Source organism: Pseudomonas sp. GD04058 (assembly GCF_029836855.1).
GTDB classification, from domain to species: Bacteria; Pseudomonadota; Gammaproteobacteria; order Pseudomonadales; family Pseudomonadaceae; genus Aquipseudomonas; species Aquipseudomonas bharatica.
The window spans coordinates 172,609-196,804 of sequence record NZ_JAOECN010000004.1 but is presented as its reverse complement, the minus strand read 5'-3'; the positions used below and the strand labels follow the sequence as shown (position 1 = coordinate 196,804).

Sequence of the window (24,196 nt, the reverse complement as noted above, 5' to 3'; positions counted from 1 at the left end):
TCCTGGATCCGGGGGGAAGTCTTTAACATGGCATCCGCTGTGTTCTCAAGGGCCTCATCGCTGGCAAGCCAGCTCCCACAGGGTCGGCAGAGCACACAGAACCTGTGGGAGCTGGCTTGCCAGCGATGAGGCCCCCGAGGTCAACGATCAATCGTCAGGATATCCACCAGCACCCGCCCCGGCCCGCTCAGTTCCACCCCGCGCCGCGTCACCACCTCGTACGGCTCGCTGCGCGATCTCAATTGCAACGGCAACTGCACCAGCATCCCGTGCTCCACCGCCACCCGCGCCACATCCCAGGGCATCACCGCCAGCAGACCCGGGTCCTGGCGCAACAAGGACAAGGTGGTGAAGGTCGAGGAAGTTTCGATCGGGTACTGGGGGAAATTCAGCCCCGCTTCGCGAAACTCCCGCTCCAGGGTCAGGCGCATCGGCATGTTCACCGGGAACACCACCCAGCGCGAATCCGCCAGTTGCGCCAGGTCGAGCTGCTCGCTACCGGCCAGGGCGTGCTCCGGGTTGGCCACCAGCACCAGTCGCTCCTGGTGCCGGACCCGGCTGTCATAGGCATCCGGCCGCCGGCTGACGCTGGTCCGGCAGATCACCACATCCAGCCGCCCTTGGTCGAGCAGGCTGAGCAGGCGGTCGCTGGTGTCCTCGACCACGGTCACCGACAGGTCCGGCTGCTCCTCGCGCAGCCGTGCCAGCCCCTCGACCAGCATCGGCACCGCGCCCATGATGGTGCCCACCGACAGCCGGCCGCCGTGCCCCTGCATGATTCCCAGCATTTCCTCACGCAAATGGGCCAGGTCGGTGTTGATCAGCCGCGCGTAGCGCACCACGCAGCGCCCAAGGTCGTTGGCCTCCAGGCCCTTGCTGGTACGCTCGAACAGCACCGCGCCCAGGGTCGATTCGATCTCGTTGAGGGCCTTGGTCGCGCCTGGCTGTGTGATCGACATGGCGTCGGCCGCCTTGTGGATCGAGCCCAGTTCGTCGAGACAGATCAGCAGGCGCAGTTGTCGCAGGCGCAGGCGCGAGGCCATGGAACTCAAGGATGGCAGCACGGGGGATCACCAAAAGTTATCACAGGGTCAATAGCTGTCATTAGGCAGCATCGTCCGGGAAATTTAAAGTGGCCCCAGCGATCCTCCACAAGAACACACAATCATGGAGCCCCCATGCGTCTGATCCAATTCGAAACCGCAACCGCCCGGCGCCATGTGGGCGTGGTCGAGGGCGACCTGATCCAGCCGGTCCGCGCAACCAGCCATATGCGCGAACTGGCCCTGGCCGCGATTCGCAACCAGCGCAGCCTCACGGCCGAGGTGCTGGCCCGGGGCCTGGATGACGTTACTGAAAGTTATTCCCTGGCCCTGGACGAGTGCCGGGTCCTGCCGCCGCTGGACCACGAGGATCCGGCCCACTGCCTGGTCAGCGGCACCGGCCTGACCCACCTGGGCAGCGCTTCGACCCGGGACAAGATGCACCAGCAGAAGATCGACGATGCCGCTGCCCTGACCGATACCGCGCGCATGTTCCAGTGGGGCATCGAGGGCGGTCGTCCGGCGGCCGGCAGCGTCGGCGCCCAGCCCGAGTGGTTCTACAAGGGCGACGGCTCCACCGTGGTCCGCCCCGGCCAGGCATTGCGCAGCCCGGCCTTCGCCGAAGACGCCGGCGAGGAACCGGAACTGGCCGGCCTCTACGTGATCGCCGATGATGGCCAGCCTTACCGCCTGGGCTTCGCCATCGGCAACGAGTTTTCCGACCATGTGATGGAGCGCCGCAGCTACCTGTACCTGGCCCATTCGAAACTGCGCAATTGCGCCTACGGCCCGGAGCTGCGGGTTGGCGAACTGCCGCGCCATCTCGAAGGCGTGAGCCGGATCCGCCGTGGCGACAGGGTGCTGTGGGAAAAACCTTTCCTCAGCGGCGAGGACAACATGTGCCACTCGCTGGAGAACCTCGAGTACCACCATTTCAAGTACCAGCAGTTCCTGCGCCCGGGCGACGTGCATATCCATTTCTTCGGCACCGCCACCCTGTCCTTTGCCGACCAGGTCAGGACCGAGCCGGGCGATGTGTTCGAAATCAGCCTGGCCGAGTTCGGCGCGCCGCTGCGCAATACCGTGGGCCAGGCCGCCGAACCGCTGGCACCGGGAGCCGTGCAGGCCCTCTGAACCCGACCCACCCGGCGCAGGGAGGCGCCACCCGGCATTTCATAACAAACATAAGAGTGAGATGAGCATGAAGAACAGCCCCTTCCCGGCGGCGCCCTCGCCCGCCGTCGCCGGCGCCGACAGCACACGTCCGAGCAACGTGCGCTGGCGCATCTTCCTGATCCTGCTGTTGCTGGCGGCGATCAACTACATCGACCGCGCTTCGCTGTCGGTGGCCCTGCCATTGATTTCCGCCGAGTTCGAACTGACCCCGGCGCTGGAAGGCCTGATCCTCAGCGCGTTCTTCTGGTCCTACGCGTTGATGCAGATCCCCAGCGGCATGCTCCTGGACCGCTTCCAGGTGCGCAATATCGTCGGCGTCGCCACCGTCGGCTGGGGCGCTTTCCAGGCCCTCGGCGGCTTCGCCCATAACTGGATCACCCTGCTGATCACCCGGGTCGGCCTGGGCGTGGCCGAGTCGCCGATCATGCCGGCTGGGGCCAAGCTCAACGGCTCCTGGCTGACACCCAACGAACGCGGGCGCGGTGCCACCCTGGTTGACGGCGGCGCACCGCTGGGCACCGCCTTCGGGGCGATCATCATCGCCGGGCTGATCACCTGGTTCGACTCCTGGCGCATCGCCTTCATCATTGCCGGCGTCGGTACCGTGGTGGTCGGCGTCTGGGCCTGGTGGTACATCCGTAACCACCCCAGCGAACACCCGCTGGTGAACAAGGCCGAGCTGGACTACATCACCCAGGCCAACGACGCCGCGAGCACGTCCGGCGGCAACCGCAAGGCGGTGCTCAAGGAACTGCTGAAAAGCCGCTCGGTACTCTGCATGTTCGCCGGCTATGCCTGCTACAACAGCGTGTTCTACGGCCTGCTGACCTGGATGCCGAGCTACCTGCACCAGAGCCACAACCTGGATATCAAGGCCATGGGCGGGGCGACCTTCCTGATCTTCATGTGCGGCTTCGTCGGCGAGCTGGTCGGCGGCTGGATCGCCGATAAATGGCGGACCAACGGCGGCCAGCCGAACACCGTGATGCGCAGCATGTTCGCCGGCTCCGCTGCCGTCGCTGCGCTATGCATCCTGCTGGTGGCCTACACCCCGGATGCCGCGCGCGTGATCGCCCTGCTCTGCGTAGCGCTGTTCTTCATCCGCTGGTGCGGCATGTACTGGTGCCTGCCGGCCATTCTCGGCGGCAAGTCCAAGGCCGGCGTGCTGGGTGGCAGCATGAACTTCTGCGGCAACATGGTCGGGGTGATCGTGCCGATCCTGATCGGCCTGATCGTACAGTTCACCGGCTCCTATTTCCTGGCTCTGATCTTCTTCGTGGTCATGGCCTTCGGCCTGATGCTGTTCTCCGGCCTGATCGACTATCGCGAGCGTGGGCTGGCCTGAGCCCACACCGTTATCCGAGGTAAACCGTCATGCAACTGATTACAACAACAGGCAGTGAACGCGCTGCTCTGGCCGTGATCCGGCTCAATCCGCTGGACGATGTGCTGATCGCCCGCCAGCCGCTGACCGAAGGCCTGGAACTGCCCGAAGGCATCCGCGTGCGCGAGCCGGTGCCGGCCGGGCACAAGATCGCCGCCCGGGACATCGCCGTGGGCGAGCCGCTGCGCCGCTACGGGCAGATCATCGGCTTTGCCAGCCAGGCCATCGGCGTCGGCCAGCATGTCCACGTGCATAACCTGGCCATGGGCGACTTCAGTCGCGACTACGCGTTCGGCGTCGATGCCAAGGGCGTGCAGACGCCCGTCGAAGACAGCTTCATGGGCATCGTCCGCGCCGATGGGCGGGTCGCCACGCGCAACTACATCGGCATCCTGACGTCGGTGAACTGTTCGGCCACCGTGGCCCGGGCCATCGCCGACCATTTCCGCCGCGACATCCATCCCGAGGCGCTGGCCGACTACCCCAATGTCGATGGCGTGGTCGCCCTGACCCACGGCGTCGGTTGCGCCGTGGACCCGGGTGGCGAAGCCCTGGCGATGCTCCAGCGCACCCTGGGCGGCTACGCGGTGCACGCTAATTTCCACTCGGTGCTGATGATCGGCCTGGGCTGCGAGACCAACCAGATCCCCGACCTGCTCGCGGCCCAGGGCCTGGAAAGCTGCAACACCCTGCGCACCTTCACCATCCAGGGCACCGGCGGCACCTCGAAAACCATCGCCAGCGGTATCGCCCAGGTCAAGTCGCTGCTGGCCGAGGCCAATGCGGTACAACGCGAACCGGTCAGCGTCCGCCACCTCACCGTCGGCCTGCAATGCGGCGGCTCCGATGGCTATTCCGGGATCACCGCCAACCCGGCGCTGGGCAATGCGGTAGACCGCCTGGTGGCGGCCGGCGGCACCGCGATCCTCTCGGAAACCCCGGAAATCTATGGTGCCGAGCACCTGCTGACCCGTCGTGCGGTCAGCCAGGCCGTGGGCGAGAAACTCATCGCCCGCATCCAGTGGTGGGAGGCCTACTGCCAGCGCATGGGCGCCGAGCTGAACAACAACCCGTCCGCCGGCAACAAGGCCGGCGGCCTGACCACCATCCTGGAAAAGTCCCTCGGCGCCGTGGCCAAGGCCGGCTCCAGTGACCTGGTGGATGTCTACCAATACGCCGAACCGGTACGCGCCCATGGCCTGGTGTTCATGGACACCCCCGGCTATGACCCGATCTCCGCCACCGGCCAGGTTGCCGGTGGCGCCAACCTGATCGCCTTCACCACCGGGCGCGGCTCGGCCTACGGTTGCGCGCCCTCGCCGTCGATCAAACTGGCGACCAATACCCGCCTGTGGGAAACCCAGGAGGAAGACATGGACGTGAATTGCGGTGGCATCGCCGACGGCAGCATGACCATCGAAGAACGCGGCGAGCACATCTACCGCCTGATGCTGGCGATCGCCTCGGGCCAACGCAGCAAGAGCGAGCAGCACGGCTACGGACAGAACGAGTTCGTGCCGTGGCAGATCGGCGCCATCACCTGATTTTCCGTTTTACCGCTTAGGAGCAACCCATGATCCTCGGTCACAACTACATTGGCGGACAGCGCTCGGCGCAGGGCGATATCCGCCTGCAGAGCCTCGACGCCAGCACCGGCGAAGCCCTGCCTGGCGAGTTCTGCCAGGCCACCGAGGCGGAGGTCGATGCAGCGGCGCGCGCAGCTGCGGCAGCCTTCCCGGCCTATCGCAACCTGTCGCCGGAGCGGCGTGCGCAGTTCCTCGATGCCATCGCCGACGAACTGGACGCCCTGGGCGATGCCTTCGTCGCCATGGTCTGCCGCGAAACCGCCCTGCCCGCCGCACGTATCCAGGGCGAGCGCGGACGTACCAGCGGGCAGATGCGCCTGTTCGCCAAGGTGCTGCGCCGCGGTGATTTCCTCGGTGCGCGGATCGACCGCGCCCTGCCCGATCGCCAGCCATTGCCGCGCGTGGACCTGCGGCAGATGCGCATCGGCATCGGCCCGGTTGCCGTGTTCGGTGCCAGCAACTTCCCCCTGGCCTTCTCTACCGCCGGCGGTGATACCGCCGCAGCTCTGGCGGCGGGCTGCCCGGTGGTGGTCAAGGCCCACAGCGGCCATATGGCCACCGCCGAAGCGGTGGCCGATGCCATCCTCCGCGCGGCGGAGCGCACCGGCATGCCGGCCGGCGTCTTCAACATGATCTACGGCGGTGGGGTTGGCGAATGGCTGGTCAAGCACGCGGCGATCCAGGCCGTGGGCTTTACCGGCTCGCTGCGCGGCGGCAACGCCCTGTGCCGCCTGGCCGCCGAACGGCCACAGCCGATCCCGGTGTTCGCCGAGATGTCCAGCATCAACCCGGTGATCCTGTTGCCGGACGCGCTGCGCACCCGCGGCGACACCCTCGCTCGGGAACTGGCGGCCTCGGTGACCCTGGGCTGTGGGCAGTTCTGTACCAATCCGGGACTGATCATCGGCCTGCGCTCGGCGCAGTTCACTGGGTTCGTCGAGCAGCTCAAGGGGCAGATGGCCGAGCAGCCGGCGCAGACCATGCTCAATCGCGGCACCCTGGCCAGCTATTGCAAGGGGCTGGAGCATTTGCACGGGCATCCCGGCGTGCGTCATCTGGCCGGGGCCGCGCAGGGCGACGGGCAAGCGCAGCCGCAGCTGTTCGCGGCGGATGTGCGGCTGTTGCTGGAGGGCGATGAACTGCTGCAGGAAGAAGTATTCGGGCCGGCAACCGTGGTGATCGAAGTCGAGGACACGGCGCAACTGCGCGCGGCAATCCAGGCGCTGCGCGGGCAATTGACGGCGACACTGATCGGCGAGCCGGACGAGCTGCTGGCCCATGCCTGGCTGGGTGAACTGTTGCAGGAAAAGGTCGGGCGGGTACTGGTCAATGGCTATCCGACCGGGGTCGAAGTCTGCGATGCCATGGTCCATGGTGGGCCCTATCCGGCGACCTCCGATAGCCGCGGAACGTCGGTGGGCACGCTGGCGATCGAGCGCTTCCTGCGGCCGGTGTGCTTCCAGAATTATCCGGATGCCTTGTTGCCGGAAGCGCTGAGGGATGGGAATCCGCTGGGGGTGTTGCGGCTGGTGGATGGGGTGTTCAGTCGGGAGGGTCTGGTCTGATCTTCAGGGCCCCATCGCTGGCAAGCCAGCTCCCACAGGTATTGCGTGCACCGCTGAACCTGTGGGAGCTGGCTTGCCAGCGATGGGGCCCTGCAAATCCAACTTACTTCTTCGGCAAGACACTGCTCACCAGCTGCCTCGCCGTCTGCCGGATCACCCCCACGCCATCCGGATCACCCTGCAACAGCGCCCCGGCGAACTGCCGGGCCTGCTTGAGGTTGATGTGCGGCGGCAACGGCGGAACATCCGGGTCGGTGCGAAACTCGATGAGCACCGGCACATCGCTGGCCAGCGCCTGCTCCCAGGCCGGGGCCACGTCTTCCTCGCGCTCGACGCAGATACCTTTCAAGCCAATGGAAATGGCGAACAGGTGATACGGCACATCCGGTATCGCCTGGCTCGCCACGTACTTCGGATCACCCTCCATCACCCGCTGCTCCCAGGTTACCTGGTTCAGGTCCTGGTTATTGAACACGGCGCAGATCCAGCGCCCGTTGCCCCACTGGCGCCAGTACTTGGCGACCGTGATCAGCTCGGCGAGGTTGTTCATCTGCATCGCGCCGTCTCCCACCAGCGCCACCACCGTCTGCTGCGGATGGGCGAACTTGGCGGCAATGGCGTAAGGCACCGCCGCGCCCATCGAGGCCAGCCCGCCGGACAGCGAGCAGCGCATGCCCGGACGAATCCGCAGGTCGCGGGCGAACCAGTTGGCGCAGGAGCCGGAGTCGCTGGTGATGATCGAGTGATCCGGCAGGCGCGGCGAAAGCTCATACACCACGCGCTGTGGATTGACCGGGTCGGCCTTGCTCAGCGCGCGCTTCTCCAGCTTGCTGTCCCAGGCCTTGCGCCAGCCCTCGATCTTCTTGCGCCAGCGCCGTTCGCCCTTCTGCTCGATCAGCGGCAGCAGCGCATCGAGGGTGTCGGCAGCATCGCCCACCAGGTTGATTTCCATCGGGTAGCGCAGGCCGAGCATGTTCGGCTCGATATCGATCTGCACGCCCCGGGCCTGGCCTTCCTTGGGCAGGAATTCGGCATAGGGGAAGCCCGACCCGATCATCAGCAAGGTGTCGCATTCGTTCATCAGCTTCAGGCTCGGCTCGGTGCCGAGCAAACCGATGCAACCGGTGACCCAAGGCAGGTCATCGGACAGGACCGCCTTGCCCAGCAACGCCTTGGCGACCCCTGCACCGAGCTTGTCGGCCAGTTGCCTGACCTGCTCGCTGGCCCCCAGGGCACCGGCGCCGACCAGGATGGCCACCTTGCTTCCCTCGTTAAGCAGCTTCGCCGCAGCCGCCAGGTCGTCTTCCCGCGGCAGGACCCGCGGCCGACGGTAGCCAAGGCCGGAATGTAGGGTGCCGTGGGCGCGGGCCGGCTCTTCGTAGGGCAGTTCCTGCAGGTCGTTGGGCAGGATCAGCGCCGTCACCTTGCGCTCGCCCACTGCGGTGCGCACCGCACGATCCAGCAGATGGCGCACCTGGGACGGCGCCGAAGCCTGCTGGACGAACGCCCCGGCCACATCCTTGAACAGCGACACCAGGTCGACTTCCTGCTGGTAATGCCCGCCCAGCGCGGTACGGGCCTGCTGGCCGCAGATGGCGAGGACCGGCATGTGGTCCAGGCGCGCGTCATACAGCCCGGTGACAAGGTGCGATGCGCCGGGCCCCGAGGTGGCGATGCACACCCCCAGCTCCCCGGTGAACTTGGCGTGGGCACTGGCCATGAAGGCGGCCATTTCCTCGTGGCGGCACTGCACGAACTCGATCTTGCCGGAGCGCCGCAGCGCCCCGAACACGCCGTTGATGCCATCGCCGGGGTAACCGAAGATGCGCTTCACGCCCCACTGGCTGAGCCGTTCCACGAGAAAGTCGCCTACGGTGCTGGACATGTACTGCCTCCTTTATCGTTCGGGTCGATAAAGGTTGGGACAGGAAGCGTTCGGCAGGTGTTCAGATTGTTTGAACCGGGCGTGACCCGTCAGGACATCAGCTACTGCCCAGTAAACGGGCCATGCTCCTGGCCAGTTCCAGCCGCCGGAACGGCTTGCGCAACACTTCGAACTCAAGCAATGCCTGGGGTGGCAGGTTGGCGTAGCCGGTGATGATCAACACCGGCAGGTCCGCCCGCCATTGGCGCAGGTCGTGGGCGAAGCGGCTGCCGGTTTCATCGGCCATGATCTGGTCGGTCACCAGGATATCCAGCTCCAGCCCCGCCTCGATCAGGCGCCGCGCCTGGGCCGGGCCGTCGGCTTCGGTGACCTTGTAGCCGAGATCGCGCAGTTGCAATGCCGTGGCGTTGCGGACCATTTCCTCGTCATCCACCAGCAGCACACGGTTCAGGTGCCGGGCCATGGGCACCGCGTCACCGAACTCGTCCTGCCCCTCCTGCTCCACCGATCCCACCGGCAGCCAAAGCGTCACTTCGGTACCACGCCCCGGCCAGGAGCGGACCTCCATGCCGCCACCGGATTGCCCGGCCAGCCCCTGGACCATGGACAGGCCCAACCCGGTCCCGCGGCCTACGCCCTTGGTGGAGAAAAACGGCTCGGCGCAGCGGCGCAGCACATCCGCACTCATGCCACAGCCGCTGTCGCTGACCTTGAGCCACAACTGTTGCCCGCGTACGCCCTCCGGCGGTTCGCCCGGACCGGCGGAAATCCGCAGGCGCCCCCCCTGTTCCATGGCATCCCGGGCATTGACCACCAGATTGAGCAACGCCAGTTCCAGTTGATGCGGATCGACCACCACGGTCGGCAGGTATTCGTCGACCTCGACCTCGAACTGTATGGTCGGCCCCAGGGAGTGGGCAATCAGCTCGTGCATCTCCGCCACCAGGCTTGCCAGCGCCACGGTCTGCGGGGTCAGGGTCTGGCGCCGGGCGAAGCTGAGCAGGCGCCCCACCAGGTTGCGCGCCCGCTCCGCCGCCTGCAATGCGCCCTGGGTCAGGCGCGCGGTGCGTTGCAGGTCATCGGGGCGGCGCTGGATCAACTCCAGCGAGGCAATGATCGGCGTGAGCATATTGTTGAAATCGTGAGCGATACCGCCGCTGAGCTGGCCGACCATCTCCATCTTGCGCGCTTCATGCAGCTCGACGATGGCCGCCTCACGCTCGGCAAGGATGGCGCCGACCCGCTCCTCCAGGCTTTCATTGAGCGCCTTCATCTCGGCGAAGGCCGCCTGCAGGTCGCGTTGCGCGCGGGCATGGCTCATGGCGTCCCAGGTCTGCCGGGCACACTCCTCTACCAGCAGGCATTCGTCCTCGCACAGTACCCGGGGCCGGGCGAACTCCACACTGAGCATGGCCTGCAGTTCACCCGCCCGCAGCACCGGCACCTGCAGGCTGGCCGGCACGGAAAAGCGCGCGGGGTCCTCGTCGAAGCACACGCAGGAGGCGTCCAGTTCCTGCTGCAAACGGCGGGTCGCATGGTCGCGGATCGCCTCGGCGTCGTCGAGCCCGCGCAGCGCCTCGCCGAGCTCCAGGAGAAAAGCCTGGCGCCGCTGGAACTGCACGCGCCGGGTGGTCTCGGTGACGATGCACAACACCCCGCCCACGCTGCCGTCACTCTCGCGCACTGCCGAATAGGACACATCGAACCAGGCCGTCTCGCCGAAGCCGCTGCGTTCGATATAGAACGGCCGGTCGGTGGCGGAGAAGGTCTGGCCGGTTTCGCGCACGCCGCGCAACAGCGGCTCGAGGTCGTCCCATAGCTCGCTCCAGTGTTCGATGGCAGGGCGGCCAAGGGCGTGGGGATGCTTGGCACCGATGGTCGGCACGTAGGCTTCGTTATACAGGGCCACGTACTGCGGCCCCCAGAACAGCACGATCTGCGCCTTGGCCGGGAGCATCAGGCTCATGGTCGCTTGCAGCCCCGCCGACCAGGCGTGCGGAGGACCCAGCGGCGAGCTTCGCCAATCCAGCGTCTGCAATAGATCACTCATGATGCCGCCATTGTCGATAAAGCCTGGCGAAAGCGTCGTGCAACCGTCCAAAGGGTTGCCGTGGCTTGTTTTCATCCTGTAGAGGCCCCGGCCGTGTTTCGTTCATCCATCAATATGAAGCACGCCGGCCCCGGATCGTTCCACGCCGAGCGACCGAAGGAGAGAAAATTTCGTTTATTGCGCAAAAAGTCGTAAAGCCAGTGATCCCTGCTGTTCAACGGCTTTTTGTGCAATAAATAGAAATAACCGTTCGGTTGGACAGCCTACAATGGCCTGTCCACCACCCTTTCCAGCAAGGAGTCCCCATGACCTGCGCCCTGGCCCTGGAAGCACTGGCCTTCGATCACCGGGATGGCGAAGAGATCCTGCCCCACTGCCATGCCCAGGCGCAGCTGATCCACGGTATCAGCGGGGTCATGCTGGTGGGTGCGGCGGGTACGCACTGGGTGCTACCGGCCGGCCATGCACTGTGGGTGCCGCCGGGCATCGAGCACCAGATCCGCATGCTTGGCCAGGTCAGCATGCGCACCCTGTTCATGCCCGCCTCGACCTGGCCATGGGGCGGTGAGCAGTGCCAGTTGATCAGCGTCACGCCGTTGATGCGCGAGTTGCTGGTGGCCGCCAGCGGCCTGCCTTCGCAAGCCGACAACCCACACCGCCGGCAGTGCATCCATGAGCTGCTGCTGGTGGAAATGCACGGTGCGCAGGCCGTCGCCCTGCATCTGGCAATGCCCGCCGACCCGCGCCTGCAGCGCCTGTGCAACCAGGTGATCGCCCGTCCGGCGAGCGAAGCCGGGCTGGAGGAATGGGCCCGGCAATTGAACATGAGCAGCCGGACCCTTGCCCGCCTGTTCCAGCGCGAGCTCGGAACCAGCTTCGGCGACTGGCGCACCCGCGTGCGCATGGTACTGGCCATGCAGCGCCTGGGCAGCGGCGCCTCTGTGCTGGAAGTGGCGCTGGAGCATGGTTACCAGAGCCCGAGTGCGTTCTCGCAGACCTTCAAGCGGGTCGTCGGGCATCTGCCGAGTCATTACCAGGGGTGAGTCCGTCTCACAAGACTGCCTAGCGCGAGATTATCCGTTCGATGTGGTGCGGCTGACGGCCCCTTCCGCCTTTACGGCGGCCTACTTTTTTCTTGGAAAAAGTAGGCAAAACCGCTGGCTCCTACATGCGGCCCTGCGCTTCGCTCCGGGTTCCCTCCCTCCGGCACCTTCCGGGGCCATCGCGGCCTACGATTTGCTGCGCAAATCTACATCTCGCGTCTTCGGCTAACGCCGAAGGGTGCTGCGCACCTGGCCCCTACAGGCACCTCCACTCGGCCTCCTGAAGTCGCAATTGGCGGCGTTTGAACTGACGCGCACGAGGAGCAAGAGCAAAAGCCAAACCAGAAACTTGAATCCAGGAATCGATCTGTCGATGCAGTTTTCGATTTCGAAGATGGGTCAATGCAGGCGCCACCCGTAACTCGCGACGTCAGGAGGGGACCCGGAGCGAAGCGTAGGGCCGGATGTAGGAGCAAGCGGTTTTGCTTACTTTTTCCAAGAAAAAAGTAAGCCGCCGTAAAGGCGGAACGGGTCGTCAGCCGCACCACACCGAACGGATAATCTCGCGAGACAAGCCGCACACACGAAGCACTTCCCCCATATCAGATCGAACAACGGTGCAGATACAGCGACAAGATCCTGAAAGGATCAATCCCCCATTGGCATGGTGAACCTGAACTCGGTGCCCTTGCCCACTTCACTGCGAGCCTCGATCCGCCCGCCATGGGCTTCGACGATGCCCTGGGTGATATACAGCCCAAGCCCGGTACCGTTGGGGTTGCCCTCCTTCATCGTCCAGTAGCGCTCGAAAACATGGGGCAATTGTTCGGCCGGGATGCCTTCGCCGTCGTCCTTGACCGTAAACACAATCTCGTTGCCGCCCAGCGCCGCATGTACGCCCACCGTGCCCAGGCGCGGGGTGAACTTGATGGCGTTGCCCACCAGGTTGGAGAGCACCTGGAACAACCGCTCCGGGTCGGCGTGGATCTTCAGTTCCGGCTCGCTTTCGAAGGCGATGCTGATGTTCTTGTTCAACGCCAGCGGCATGAGCAGCGCCTGGGTTTCCTCGAAGATCTGGCCGACGTCCAGGGTCTTGGGCGAGATGGTGTAGCGTCCGGCGTCGATCTTCGAGGTATCGAGCAGGTCGTCCAGCAGCGTGCTCATGCGCCCGGCCGCCTGCTGCATGGTCTCGATGGCCGTGGCAATGCGCCGCGAGGCATGCGGGCCGTCGGAGCTGAAACTCTTCTGCATCATGCCGCAGAGCATGGAAATGACCGTCATCGGATTGCGCAGGTCATGGGAAACCACCGCCACCAGGTCGTCGCGGGTGCGCACCGCCTGCTGTTCACGGCGTACCTGGCGGGCCAGGTCGTTTTCCAGCGCGGAGCGGCGCAGGTCGTTGGCAGCGTACAGGTCGCCATGGCTCCACTTGCGTGAGATCCCGGCCATTTCCACCTTCCAGATCTCGAACGAGGCACGCGGGCGCAGGCGCGGGCCGGCTTCGGAATTTTCCAGGTCCAGCGGCTTCTTCGGGTCGCCGCTCCAGTTGATGGTTTCTTTTACTTCCGGGCGGAACCACAGCACGCCGTTATCCACCGGCTTGGGCAGGCTCATGGCGAGTAAGCCGCTGGCGACATGCTGGTAGGCCTCGGCCGGGGGATAGACCGCAGACAGATTGTGGCTGGCGAAAACCGCCTGGCCGCCCTGCTGCAGCCACTTGTGCAAGGCGCGGATCTCGTCGGGCTCCGGGCAATTGCCATAGCGGTGCAGTTGCTTGTCCTCGATGATCGCGATGCCGGCGGCATCGGTCAGGTTCATCAGCACCTCGGGCTGGCCGGCCAGGCCGTCGAACACATTCTGCGGCGAGTCGATCATGGCCTGGTTGAGCAGCCCCAGCGCTTCGATCTTTTCTTCACGCTGGCGGCTGACTTCCAGCGCCTCCATGGCACTGATCTGCAGCGACAGCACCTGGCCGATGGACTGGCAGGCCATGCGCAGTTCATGGGGCACGTGCAGCGGCTGGCGATTGCCACAACTGATCAGGCCCCACAGCTCGCCGTCCTTGAGCAGGGAAATGCTCATGGACGAGAGCACGCCCATGTTCTTCATGTACTGGCAGTGGATCGGCGACACGCTGCGCAGGTTGGCAAAGCCGAGATCCAGGGGCTCGCCGGTGTCGGGCCGCAGCGCCGGCACCAGCGGGACAGCCTGGTAGCCGGCATCCGGAATGATCCGCAGCCAGTTCTTGCGGTACAGCTCGCGGGCCTGCCGGGGGATGTCCGAGGCGGGGAAGAACAGGCCGTTGAAGACTTCCATGGACGGGCCGGAGGCCTCGGCGATCACCTGGCCATGGCCTTCCTCTTCGAAGCGGTAGATCAGCACCCGGTCGTAGCCGGTCAGGGCCTGGATCTCGCGGACGCTGACCTCGTACAGCGCCTGCAGGGAGGCTGCGCCCTGCAGGCGCTGGAGCATGCGGCCCAGGTTGGTCAGGTTGCCGGCGATGCTGCCGGGCTGGTAGTGCCCGGCATGCACTTCCAGTTCGAAGATCAGTACACCGTCGTGACGGTGCAGCAGGCCATCGAAGGTCATGCCGTTGAGCGCGACGGTCAGTGGCGAATCATTGGACAGCAGCGGCTGTTGCACGCTGTGCTGCAAGGCGGCGGCCTGGGCCTGGCCCAGCAGGCCTTCGACGGGCTGGCCCAGCAGCGACTGCGGCGTACGACCGAGCAGGGTCTCGACGTTGGCGCTGACCTGGAGGATCTCCAGCCCCGGCTCGCTCAGGGTCAGCAGCAGGCCGTGGGGCTGGATGGCACCGGGAAAACGGATGGGTTCATCGGCGCAATTGGCCAACAGCGTTTCGAAGGCATCCTGTTCTTCTGGGGTCATAGCAGTACCTCCCGGCCTTGCAGCCAGTGTTCGAAACAGCGAAATGTATCCTGCGCCGCACGCACCGTGGCGGCGCGCTCTTGGCCGCTCAATGGCTGCGAGCACAGATAATGAAGAAAGGCACGCCAGCGGCGGCCGGTATCTTCACCATAGACATCGAGAAAGGCCGCACCGTTTCGGGCGTCCAGGCCCAGGTGCGCGTGGATGTGCCGGCGCAGCACCTGGCCGCCCAGGGTCGCCCCTTCCACAACATAGAGCACGCCCAGGCAGGCCGCCCTGGAATCAAGGGCTGGCAGGTCCCGGCAACGCGGCAGCCCCTCGATGGCCTCGGCAGACAGGCCCAGGGCCCGCAGATCATCCTGCAGGATGGCGGATTTCAGGCGCGGTTGCAGATCGAAATCGGCGGGAAACCACGGGCTGGTGCGCAGCGCGTCTTCCAGCGGGGCATAGAAACCGTGATAGGCCTGCATCAACTGCAGGAAAGCGTGGGAATCCAGGAAATCGGCGAAGAAAGGCAGGCGTTTTTCCAGTGCGATGTGCAGTTCGGCAGTATGGGTACGCAATTCCTGCAGTACCGGCGCCGAAGCGACCTCACGGGACGTTGATTGCATATAGCGGGGCTCGGATGGCTGACCTCGTGATGGCCAATGGCTGAAAGTTGATCGAAAGATCAGGGCACAAAATGGCCTATTTCCTACAAGGAAGCAATGCGAACGACGATTTTGTACCCGGGCCCTGGATACCGAATCAGTAAAAAAGGCCGCCGGGTCTCCCCGGCGGCCTTTTTTATTACAGGACCCGACTTACTTGTTGTAGGTCATCACCCCATCCTCGCCTTCGACGAAGCCGTTGTACGGCGCGATCTGCTGGCTGGTCAGCAGGCCTGCGTCGAACATTTTCTCCGCGCCAGTCTGCTGCACGATCGCCGGCTGCAGCAGCGCTTCCATGAAGCGACGGCTTTCGGCCAGGCTGCCACCGATGACGCGGCTGCCCAGATCGACCTGCGACGAGTCGTTGACGTCGCCCATCAGTTCCTGGATCAGCGCGGCATTGCCGTTGTCCGCGGTGATCGACACCTGCCACGCACGCACGTTGGCCACGCCCGGCATGTTGTCGAGTACCTGCGGTGCGACGAACACCACCTTGCCGCCACCCATGTTGTTGGCGGTCTGGATCGACGCCACCTTGATGGTCTTGCCGCCCTGGTAGCTGACGGTACCGGTATCGGTGCTGGTGGTGCTGTTGGTGGCCATGACCACGTCGCCGGAACCGGTGACGCTGACGTTGCCCCGGCCACTGGTGCTGATATTGGCATTCTGGTTGACGTTGGCACCGCTCAGGGCAATGTTGCCCGCCCCGCTGTTGCGCACCGCGCCATTGACGTTGAGGTCGCCGGCAGTGGCCAGGGCGATGTTGCCCTGGGCAGTGGACAGCGAGGCCAGGTTCAGCGCCGAGGTGGAGGTGCTGTTCAGGTTGGCACCGCCGTTGCCACCGTTGCCGGCCAGGGTCTGCACGTTGACGTCGAAGGCATTGCCGGCCTGACCGACGCCATTGGCGGCGACCAGGTTGGCGCTTTGCGCGTTGACGTTGCTCACCGCGTTGCCATTGGCGTCGAGGATCGCGCCGGTGGTGGCATTGAGGTTGACCGCGTGGCCATTGGCATTGACCACATCGACAGCAAGGTTGCCGCCACGGCTGGTTACCGAGACGTCGCCATTGGCGCTGTTGACCGTCAGGCGGTTCAGGCCGTCGGCTTCGTCGATGGCGATATTGCCATTGCTAGTGACCTGGGCATTGACGCTGTTGCCCTGGGTCTGCACGGCGATGCCGTTGCCCGCCGTCAGGTTCAGGGCATTGCCCTGGACGCGGGTGCTGGCGTTGCCGTCATCGACCAGGGCGCCGTTTTCGGCGGTCAGGTTGACCGAGCCCGTGCCGCTCACCGAACCCAGGGTGGCATTGCCATCGGCCACATCGACCGAGACATTGCCATTGCCGGTACGAACCTGCTCCAGGGTCACGGCCTGGCTCTGCGCCAGGTTGACGTCGCCGCTGGTGGTGCTGGCCGCCACGGTAGTGCCGTGCAGTTGCAGGGCGCCTTGCGAGCCGTTACCCAGGCCGTTGGCGGCATTGAGCTCGATGCGTTCGCCGGTGATCCCGGTTGCCTGGGCGACACGGGACAGCAGGCGAGCGAAGAAGCTCGGCTGCGCCTGGGTGACGATGGCACCGCTGGCGGAGTTCAGGCTGACGGTGTGGGTACCGGCATCGACCGTGCCCACCGCAATGTCGCCACCGGCGTTGACCCGGACGTTGCCGTCAGCCGCGCCCAGGCGGGTCAGGCTGATGCCGTCGTCTTCGGTCAGCACCAGATCGCCGCTGCCATTGACCCGTACCGAAGCGCTGTCCACCGCGGTATGCAGGTTGACCCCGGTCTCGGCCGTGACGTTGAGGCTGCCACCCTTGACCAGGCCACCATTGGCGCTGACCACCTTGCCGGTGGAATCCAGCGAGATGCTGCCGCCCTGCAGTTGCTTGACGGTGATGTCACCGGCGCTGACCGCTACCAGGCCATTGGCCGCAGTAACCGCGTCGAGGGTGACCGCGTTGGCTTCGTCGATGATGATCGAACCACTGTCGGCCTTGGCCACCAGGGTATCGACCTCGGTACGCAGGGCGCCGTTGCTACCGATATCGGTCCCGGCATTGGCGGTCAGCTGACGGGCGGTAACGTTGCGTGCCGCAGAACCCTGGGCCTGGATATCACCGCTGCCGGCGCTCAGGGTCGCGTTGCCATTGGCAGCGACGATTTCGTCGATCAGCAGGTTGCCGCCGGCACCGTAGGTCACGTCGCCCTGGCCGTTGACCAGGGTCTGGGCACCGAGGTTCATGATCAGGTCGCGGCCGGCCGAGGCGTTGACATGGCCGCTGGCAGTCTGCACCAGCGCTTGCTGGGTCAGGTTGCCGACCAGCGCCTTCAGGTCGATGTTGCCGCCGCCGCTGGTCACTTGCTGCAGGTCGAGGTTGCCGCCGGCGCTGTAGTCGATGTTGCCGCTACCCGAAACCCGGGTGTCGGCCAGGGTGGTCAGGTTGCCATCCGCCTGGGCGGTGATGTTGCCTGCCCCGGTCTGCACGAGCTGGTTCTGGGTCAGGTTGCCGCCGGCCTTGAGGCCGATATTGCCGGCCGATGTGCTGACTTGCTGCAGGTCCAGGTTGCCGCCGGCGCTGTAATCGATGGCGCCATTGCCGATCACGGCGGTCGGCGCCAGGGTGGTCAGGTTGCCACCGGCCTTGGCGACGATATCGCCCTGCCCGGTCATGACCGCCGCGTTCTGCACCAGGTTGCCGCTTGCACTCAGGTCGATCTTGCCGCTGCCGGTGTCGACCTGCTGCAGGCTGAGGTTGCCGTGGCTGACGAAGGTGATGTCGCCGGTCCCGGACACGTTGGTGCTCGCCAGGGAGGTGACGTCACCTTCTGCGCCGATGCGGATATCGCCGTCGATGGTGTGCACCAGTTCCTGCTGGGTCAGGCTGCCCAGGGCAGTGAGCTGGATATCGCCGGTGCCATTGACCACCACCTCGCGCTCGGTGACCAGGTTGCCGCCGGCATGGGCGCTGATATTGCCTGCGCCGGTCTGCACCAGCCTGTGCTGGGTCAGGTTGCCCTGCCCGGCCTTCAGGTCGATGTTGCCGGTAACGGTGGTCAGGCGTTCCAGGTTGGCGTTGCCGCCGGCGTGGTAGGTGATGTCACCGCTGCTCAGGGAGTTGGCCGAGGTGCCGGAGAGCATCTCGATGTCGCCACCGGCGGTGACCGACAGGTTGCCGTTGGCGGTCATCAGGCTGGTGTTCTGCCGGACATCGCCGCCCGCCTCCAGCGTAAGGGAGCCCGCCGCAGTGTTGGCCACGCCTTCGTTGACGGTGAGGTTGCCGGTGGTGCCGACCTCGATATCGCCACCGTTGGTGTTGACCCCGAAGATCTGCTGGTTGCCCAGGTTCGGGACCACGCCACCGATGACCAGGTCGCCGTCCAGGTCCTTGACCTTGACGCCGCCGACGGCGGTTTGCGCGACAAGCCTGTCGACCTTGACGTTCAGGGCCTTGTCGGTGCCGATGCCGTTGACGGCCGACAGGGACAGGTTGCCGGCGTCGATGTTGCTGTCGTCGCCAGTGCTGGCGTTGCTGATGCTGTCACCGGCAACCAGGGTCACGGTGTCGCTGGCGGTGCTGATACGGCCGACGTTGAGCGCGCCACCTGTGGTGACGGTGACATTGCCCTGCTCGGTTTCCAGGGTGCCGATCTTTAGGTCGTCGACTTCGGCCAGGTTGACCTCGCCGCTGGCGGTGACATTGACGGTGTTGACCTTGAGGTCCAGGTGACGGTTGCTATCGCTGCCGACCGCACCGACGCTGCCCGCCGCGTTGACGTTCAGGGTGTCGGCGACGATCAGGGTGGTGTTGTCCTGGTCATCGGAAACCGCGCCATCGGCGTGCAGGTCGATGGTGCCAGTGCCGGCACCGGCGTCGAGGCTGCCCACCACTACCGCACCACCGGCCTTGAGGTCGATGTTGCCGGCGGCGGTGTTCAGGTTGCGCGCGGTCACGCCGTTGGCTTCACGCAGGGTGATAGTGCCGGCGTTGGTGACCTGGACGTCGAGGGTATCGACTTCGCTGTCGAGGTCGATATCGCCAGCGGCCCTGGCCACCAGGGTACCGCCCTGGACATTGCGCTCGACGGTGTTGCCATCGACGATCGCGCCGTTGGTGGCGGTCAGGCTCACGGTATGGGTGTGGGTGCTGTCCTTCACCAGTTGCTCGATCTTCAGCGAACCATCGGTGCTGACGCTGATGTCGCCCGCACCGCTGATGCCCTTGACCGCGCCCTGGGTACCGATGGTCAGCAGCGCGCCGCCATTGGCGTTGACGATGGCCACGCCGCCGTTGCCGGCGTCCGCTGCAACGCGGTCGACCTGGGTGTTGACCGCCTGCAGGGCACCGATGCCGTTGCCGGCGACCATTTTCAGGTCCGGAGTGACCAGCACGCCGCCCTGGCCGAGGATGGCCTGGCCGGCTTTCAGGCTGATGGAGGTGTCGCTGTTGACGTTGCCCACCACGCCGACGTTGCCGGTGGCTTCGGCGACGATCTTCTCGCCGGCGGCGACGGTGATGTCACCCAGCCCCAGGCTGCCGGTGGAGTTCAGGTACAGGCTGGAGTCGATCACCCCGCCGTTGTTGATGTCCAGGCGGTTGGCGGTGATGCCCAGCGGCTTGTCGGCGGAGCTGTCGATCTGCTGGTTCAGGTCATAGGCGGCCACGGCCTGCTTGCGCACCTGGAGGGCGGCGTCGCGGGCGGTGTTGGCCTTGAACACGGCAAGGTCCGCGGTGGCCTTGGAGGTCGCGGTGGTGTCGCGGATCTGGGTGGTGGTCGCCAGGTTGGTGGCTGCGGTGTAGACCGCGGCGTTGGCCACGTCCAGGGTGTTGTTCAGCTCCACCAGCAGGTCTTGCTGCGGTGCCAGGCTGTAGCGCTCGTAGCTGTCCAGCGCCAGGGATGCGGCGGACATCACCAGGTCGACCACGGCGAAGGCCGCGTCGGCACCGGCGTCACCGGAGAACGGGATGGCCTGGGCGGCACCGGCGATCACCGCGGCGGCGTTGCGCACCACGGTGGCGGCGTTCAGCGCGGTGTTCAGCGCATCGGCGGTGGCCGACATGCTGTCGACCTTGGCGGCCTGGGCATTGGCGTTGATCTCGGACAGACGCTGGGTCAGCTCGGCCAGGCTGTTCTGCAGGGCCGCCGAGTTGACCAGCGCCTCGTAGTCCTTCAGTTGCTGGATCAGGATGTTCAGTTGCAGCAGCTTGGCCGCGGCTTCGGCATCGCGCGCCGAGTATTCGGCGATGGCGGTGTCGCGGGTCAGCTCGGCGGTGTGCTCGCTCGGGGTGCTGGCGGTCAGGCTGACACGGTTGCCGCGGATGTTCTGCGCGCTACCGTTGCCATCGAGGATCACGCCGCCGGCCGAGGCCACGGTAACGTTGCCGGTGCTGCCGGCGTCGAGCATGCCGATGGTGATGTTCGACTGCGCCTGCAGGGTGATGTTGCCACCGTCGGTCTTCAGGTTGCCGGCGATGATCACGCCGTCATAGCCCGGAACCTGGGAGCTGGCCTTGGAGGTGGCGATCAGGCTGATGCTGCCGCCACCCGGCAGGTAGATGGTGTCGTTCTGGTTGAGGAAGACGATGTTGCCCGAGGTCGCCTTCAGTACCAGCGAGCCGCCATCCATGGTGATGGTGCCGCCGTTGTTGTCGAGGATGGTGATGGCGGTGGCGACGATATTGATCGCGCTGGCGCCCTTGCCGGTCAAGGAAGAGGCATCCACGGCCACGGCGCCGGCGTTGGTCGCGGTGACGCCCGCGTTGCCGCCGGCGGCAGACAGGAAGCTGACGTCCAGGGCGAGGTCGCCCTGCTGGCCGATGCCGTTCGGCGCGCTGATATCCAGCGAGCGGGCGACCACGTTGGCCTTGCTGCGGTCGGTGCGACCGTCCTCGATGCTGCCACCGGCAGCGATCTTGACGTTGTTGCCGCCAGCATCGACGTTGCCCAGCTTGATGCTGCCGTCGGCGTCGATCTGGATGTTGCTGCCGGTGCCGCCGCTGGTGACCTGGACCAGGGACAGCAGGTTGCCGTTGCTCTGGCGTGCGTAGATACCGCCGTTGGCGGCGTCGATCACCAGGTTATCGACCTGGATTTCCAGGGCGTCGCCGCTGGTACCGAAGGATTTCACCGCCGCGGTCAGGCCGCTGGTGATGAAGTTGGCGGCACTGCCGTTGCCGTCGGTGACGTTGCCGGTGACCTTGAAGTCGATGGTGCCGCTGGCCTGCAGTTGGCCGACCACGGTGTCGCCGGCGTTCTGGAAGGCGATCTTGCCATTGGTAGCGAGCACGTCCAGCAGGCTGATGGCACCGCTGTTGGCGAAGTTCACGTCGCCGCCGGTGGCGGTCAGGTTCACGGCGCCGCCAGCCACCTGGCTGGACAGGGCCTTGCTGCCGGTGCCGATGGAGGCGCCGGTGACGGTCAGCGAACCCGCCGAGATCGGCGTGCCCACGGCGTCGGTCGCAGTGGTCACGGCGCCGCCGGCGCTGAGTTGCACGGCTTTCTTGGCGATGACCGAGTTGACCGCGAGGTTGCCGGTCTGGGTCGCGGTGATCGCACCGTTGGTGGCGTTGGCCTTGGCGGTCAGGGTCAAGTCGCTGGAGCTGTTGGCGACGTTGACGGTGCCGTTGCGGCTGGTCAGGTTCAGGCTGCTGGCCTGGGTGGCCAGGGCGGCCCCATCGGCACCGACACTGCCGGAAGCGTCGATGACCACATCCTTGCCGACCAGGCTGCCGCTGCCCTGGGTGATATCACCGGCGGCGGTCAGGGACACCTTGCTGTCGGCACCGGCGTCGATGCCGTTGAGCTTGAGGCCGGCGGCGGTGTTGGCGAAGGACAGGTCCAGCGCCTGGGTACGGTTCAGGGTCAGGGTACCGAGGGTGCGGCTGTACACCAGCGAACCGCCGGTGAAGGCCACGTTGGTATCGCCGTTCGGAGTGGTCACCGACAGCGCGCTCAGGGCCTTGTCGTTGTTGGCGTAGACGCCGGCCTGGGCCGCCGTGGTGGTGGCGGTCAGGGTATCGACGCTGGTGCCCAGCTTCTTGGCCGAGGTACCGATGCCGGATTTGCTCGATGCGGTGAGGTCCTTGGCGCTGACGTTGGTGGTCGAGCCGCTGGCGGAGACGATGCTGCCGTTGCCGGCGTTCAGGGTTACCGAGGCACCGGCAGCGCTGATGCTGCCTACGGTCAGGTTGCCCTGGGTGGCATTGAGCACGACGTTGTTGCCGGTGCCTGCGGCAGTGATGGTGCCGACGCTCAGGCCGTTGCTTTCGCTCAGGTACACGCCACCGTTGCCGGCCGCTGCGTTGAGCGTGTTGCTTTGGGTGCTCAGGGCCTGGGCGGCGTCACCGATCTCGCCACCGGCGGACAGGTCGATGGTGCGGCCAACCAGCGAGGTGCCGGCCTGGGCGGCGAGGATGCTGCCGGTGTCGGACGTCACGCTCAGGCCATTGGTGGCCGAGACGGTACCGGTGAGGATCACCCCTTCGCTGGCCTGGACCTTGACGTTCCTGGTGCCGGTGCTGCCGTTGCTCAAGGTGATCGAGCCGCTGTTGTCCACCGCGCCGGACACCGAGGACTGGCCGTTGATGCTGATCTGCTCGCGGGCGACCACGTCGCCGAGGATCAGCGCACCGTCGTTCTTGACGTTGATGCCGCCGTTCTGGGTCGAGGCCGAGAGTACGCCGACCTGGGTGTTGACCGCGGTGCTGTCGCTGCCGACCGCGCCGTCGGCGACCAGCTTGGCCGAGTAGCCGCTGACGTTGGTTTTGCTGGTATCGGCCGAGGTGATGGAGCCGTTCTGCGCGGTGATCACCACGCTGCCGCCGGCAGCCGGGGTACCGGCCTTGACTTCGCCCAGGGCGACGCCGCCACTGACGTCGGTAACCAGCACGTTGCCGCTTTGCGAAGTGGCATTGAGCACGTCGGCATCGACCAGCAGCGCGCCTTGCTCGAAGCCGATCGATGCGCCTTCGTCCTTCACGGTCAGGTTCAGGGTGCTGGCGCGGGTCGAGCTGTTGCCGCTGGTGCTGATGGTCTTGCCGGCGGTCAGGCTGGCGGTGGTGGCGGCGGCCGTGCCAACGCCCTTGATCACGCCGGCCTGGACGATATCACCGGCGTCGATGCTCAGGTCGGTCGCCTCGACGATACCGCTGTTGTTGACCACCGAGCTCATCAGGCCGCTGGCCGAGTTGCCTTGCAGCAGGACGGTCTGGGCCGACACGGTGCCGCTGTTGCTGACGCCGGTGGCGTCGCTGCCGGTGGCGGCGGCCAGGGTATCGGCGCTGACGCTGAAGTTGATCAGGTTGCTGCCTTGCAGGTTGACCGTGAAGCGGTCGCCTGCGGCCATGGTCACCCGGCCGACGTTGGCGATGACGAAGCCGGAGTTATCGACCTTCGGTGCCACCAGGTAGACGAAGCCACCGGTATCGGCGGTGATCTGCCCCTGGTTGGTGATGCTGCCCAGGTCCTTGCCGGCGACCTGGGTGAAGTTCAGCTGGCCACCGTTCATGAAGCTCTGGTCGCTGACATCGAACGTGGTGGCCAGCAGGCCGGCCACGTCCACCTGGGAACCGGCGCCGAAAACGATACCGTTGGGGTTGATCAGGAAGATGTTGCCGTTGGCCTGCAGGGCGCCCTGGATATTCGACACCTGGCTGCCCAGCACCCGGTTCAGGGTGATCGAATCGTTACCGGCCTGCTGGGCGAAGCGCACCAGCTCGCCGGCGTCGATGCTGAAGTCGGTCCAGTTGATGATGCCCTTCTGCAGGGCCTGGGTGATCACCAGCTCGTTGTTGTTCATGCTGCCGATGGTGATGCCACCCTGGACGGCGACGCCGCCGCTCGGGGCTGCCAGCGCTACCGAGCTGCTGGCGCCGATCACGGAAACCGAAACCGCCTTGATGAATCTCTGCGTGCCTTTCTTCTTGCGGGACATAAG

Annotated in this window: 11 protein-coding genes; 5 read left to right on the top strand and 6 right to left on the bottom strand. The window is 65.7% G+C overall.

Going from position 1 to position 24,196, the window contains the following annotated elements; all coding sequences use genetic code 11:
- Nucleotides 1-140 precede the first annotated feature (140 nt).
- On the bottom strand, nt 141-1,064 hold the full coding sequence (locus N7650_RS05680; protein ID WP_279897330.1) for a LysR family transcriptional regulator: 924 nt from the start codon (nt 1,062-1,064) through the stop codon (nt 141-143).
- 114 nt (nt 1,065-1,178) lie between these two features.
- On the opposite strand from N7650_RS05680, the gene araD1 reads away from it, so the two are divergent.
- From araD1 to N7650_RS05660, 4 genes are all read left to right on the top strand, one after another.
- Nucleotides 1,179-2,177, top strand: a complete 999-nt coding sequence (araD1, locus tag N7650_RS05675) for an AraD1 family protein (protein ID WP_279897329.1) — start codon at nt 1,179-1,181, stop codon at nt 2,175-2,177.
- Between the two features lie 67 nt (nt 2,178-2,244).
- Nucleotides 2,245-3,564: an MFS transporter gene (locus N7650_RS05670; RefSeq protein ID WP_085982841.1), complete on the top strand. Its 1,320-nt coding sequence runs from the start codon at nt 2,245-2,247 to the stop codon at nt 3,562-3,564.
- A 29-nt stretch (nt 3,565-3,593) separates the two neighbouring features.
- A complete protein-coding gene (locus tag N7650_RS05665; protein WP_009398886.1) occupies nt 3,594-5,147 on the top strand; it encodes an altronate dehydratase family protein in 1,554 nt (517 codons plus the stop codon).
- Nucleotides 5,148-5,176: 29 nt separating this feature from the next.
- The gene (locus tag N7650_RS05660; protein ID WP_279897326.1) at nt 5,177-6,754 is read left to right on the top strand and encodes an aldehyde dehydrogenase (NADP(+)); all 1,578 of its coding nucleotides are present in this window, start codon (nt 5,177-5,179) and stop codon (nt 6,752-6,754) included.
- Between the two features lie 103 nt (nt 6,755-6,857).
- On the opposite strand, the gene N7650_RS05655 is transcribed toward N7650_RS05660, so the two are convergent.
- On the bottom strand, nt 6,858-8,639 hold the full coding sequence (locus N7650_RS05655) for a thiamine pyrophosphate-requiring protein (protein WP_009398883.1): 1,782 nt from the start codon (nt 8,637-8,639) through the stop codon (nt 6,858-6,860).
- A 97-nt stretch (nt 8,640-8,736) separates the two neighbouring features.
- Entirely contained in the window at nt 8,737-10,764 is a 2,028-nt protein-coding gene (locus N7650_RS05650; protein WP_037060051.1) for an ATP-binding protein, read from the bottom strand.
- A 230-nt stretch (nt 10,765-10,994) separates the two neighbouring features.
- On the opposite strand from N7650_RS05650, the gene N7650_RS05645 reads away from it, so the two are divergent.
- Nucleotides 10,995-11,732 (top strand): helix-turn-helix transcriptional regulator, encoded by a 738-nt coding sequence (locus N7650_RS05645; protein ID WP_009398881.1) that lies wholly within the window; start codon nt 10,995-10,997, stop codon nt 11,730-11,732.
- 648 nt (nt 11,733-12,380) lie between these two features.
- Here the strand turns inward: N7650_RS05645 and N7650_RS05640 are convergent.
- From N7650_RS05640 to N7650_RS05630, 3 genes are all read right to left on the bottom strand, one after another.
- Nucleotides 12,381-14,618, bottom strand: a complete 2,238-nt coding sequence (locus N7650_RS05640; protein ID WP_009398880.1) for an ATP-binding protein — start codon at nt 14,616-14,618, stop codon at nt 12,381-12,383.
- On the bottom strand, nt 14,615-15,229 hold the full coding sequence (locus tag N7650_RS05635; protein WP_009398879.1) for a biliverdin-producing heme oxygenase: 615 nt from the start codon (nt 15,227-15,229) through the stop codon (nt 14,615-14,617). Before N7650_RS05635 ends, N7650_RS05640 begins: the two co-directional genes overlap by 4 nt.
- 192 nt (nt 15,230-15,421) lie before the next feature.
- The gene (locus N7650_RS05630) at nt 15,422-24,193 is read right to left on the bottom strand and encodes a filamentous hemagglutinin N-terminal domain-containing protein (protein ID WP_279897325.1); all 8,772 of its coding nucleotides are present in this window, start codon (nt 24,191-24,193) and stop codon (nt 15,422-15,424) included.
- Nucleotides 24,194-24,196 lie beyond the last annotated feature (3 nt).

What these genes read in the sequence shown, in the direction of transcription:
- araD1 (WP_279897329.1), top strand. Translation starts at nt 1,179, where the DNA reads ATGCGTCTGATCCAATTCGAAACCGCAACCGCCCGGCGCCATGTGGGC.
- N7650_RS05670 (WP_085982841.1), top strand. Translation starts at nt 2,245, where the DNA reads ATGAAGAACAGCCCCTTCCCGGCGGCGCCCTCGCCCGCCGTCGCCGGC.
- N7650_RS05665 (WP_009398886.1), top strand. Translation starts at nt 3,594, where the DNA reads ATGCAACTGATTACAACAACAGGCAGTGAACGCGCTGCTCTGGCCGTG.
- N7650_RS05660 (WP_279897326.1), top strand. Translation starts at nt 5,177, where the DNA reads ATGATCCTCGGTCACAACTACATTGGCGGACAGCGCTCGGCGCAGGGC.
- N7650_RS05655 (WP_009398883.1), bottom strand. Translation starts at nt 8,639, where the DNA reads ATGTCCAGCACCGTAGGCGACTTTCTCGTGGAACGGCTCAGCCAGTGG.
- N7650_RS05650 (WP_037060051.1), bottom strand. Translation starts at nt 10,764, where the DNA reads ATGAAAACAAGCCACGGCAACCCTTTGGACGGTTGCACGACGCTTTCG.
- N7650_RS05645 (WP_009398881.1), top strand. Translation starts at nt 10,995, where the DNA reads ATGACCTGCGCCCTGGCCCTGGAAGCACTGGCCTTCGATCACCGGGAT.
- N7650_RS05640 (WP_009398880.1), bottom strand. Translation starts at nt 14,618, where the DNA reads ATGACCCCAGAAGAACAGGATGCCTTCGAAACGCTGTTGGCCAATTGC.
- N7650_RS05635 (WP_009398879.1), bottom strand. Translation starts at nt 15,229, where the DNA reads ATGCAATCAACGTCCCGTGAGGTCGCTTCGGCGCCGGTACTGCAGGAA.
- N7650_RS05630 (WP_279897325.1), bottom strand. Translation starts at nt 24,193, where the DNA reads ATGTCCCGCAAGAAGAAAGGCACGCAGAGATTCATCAAGGCGGTTTCG.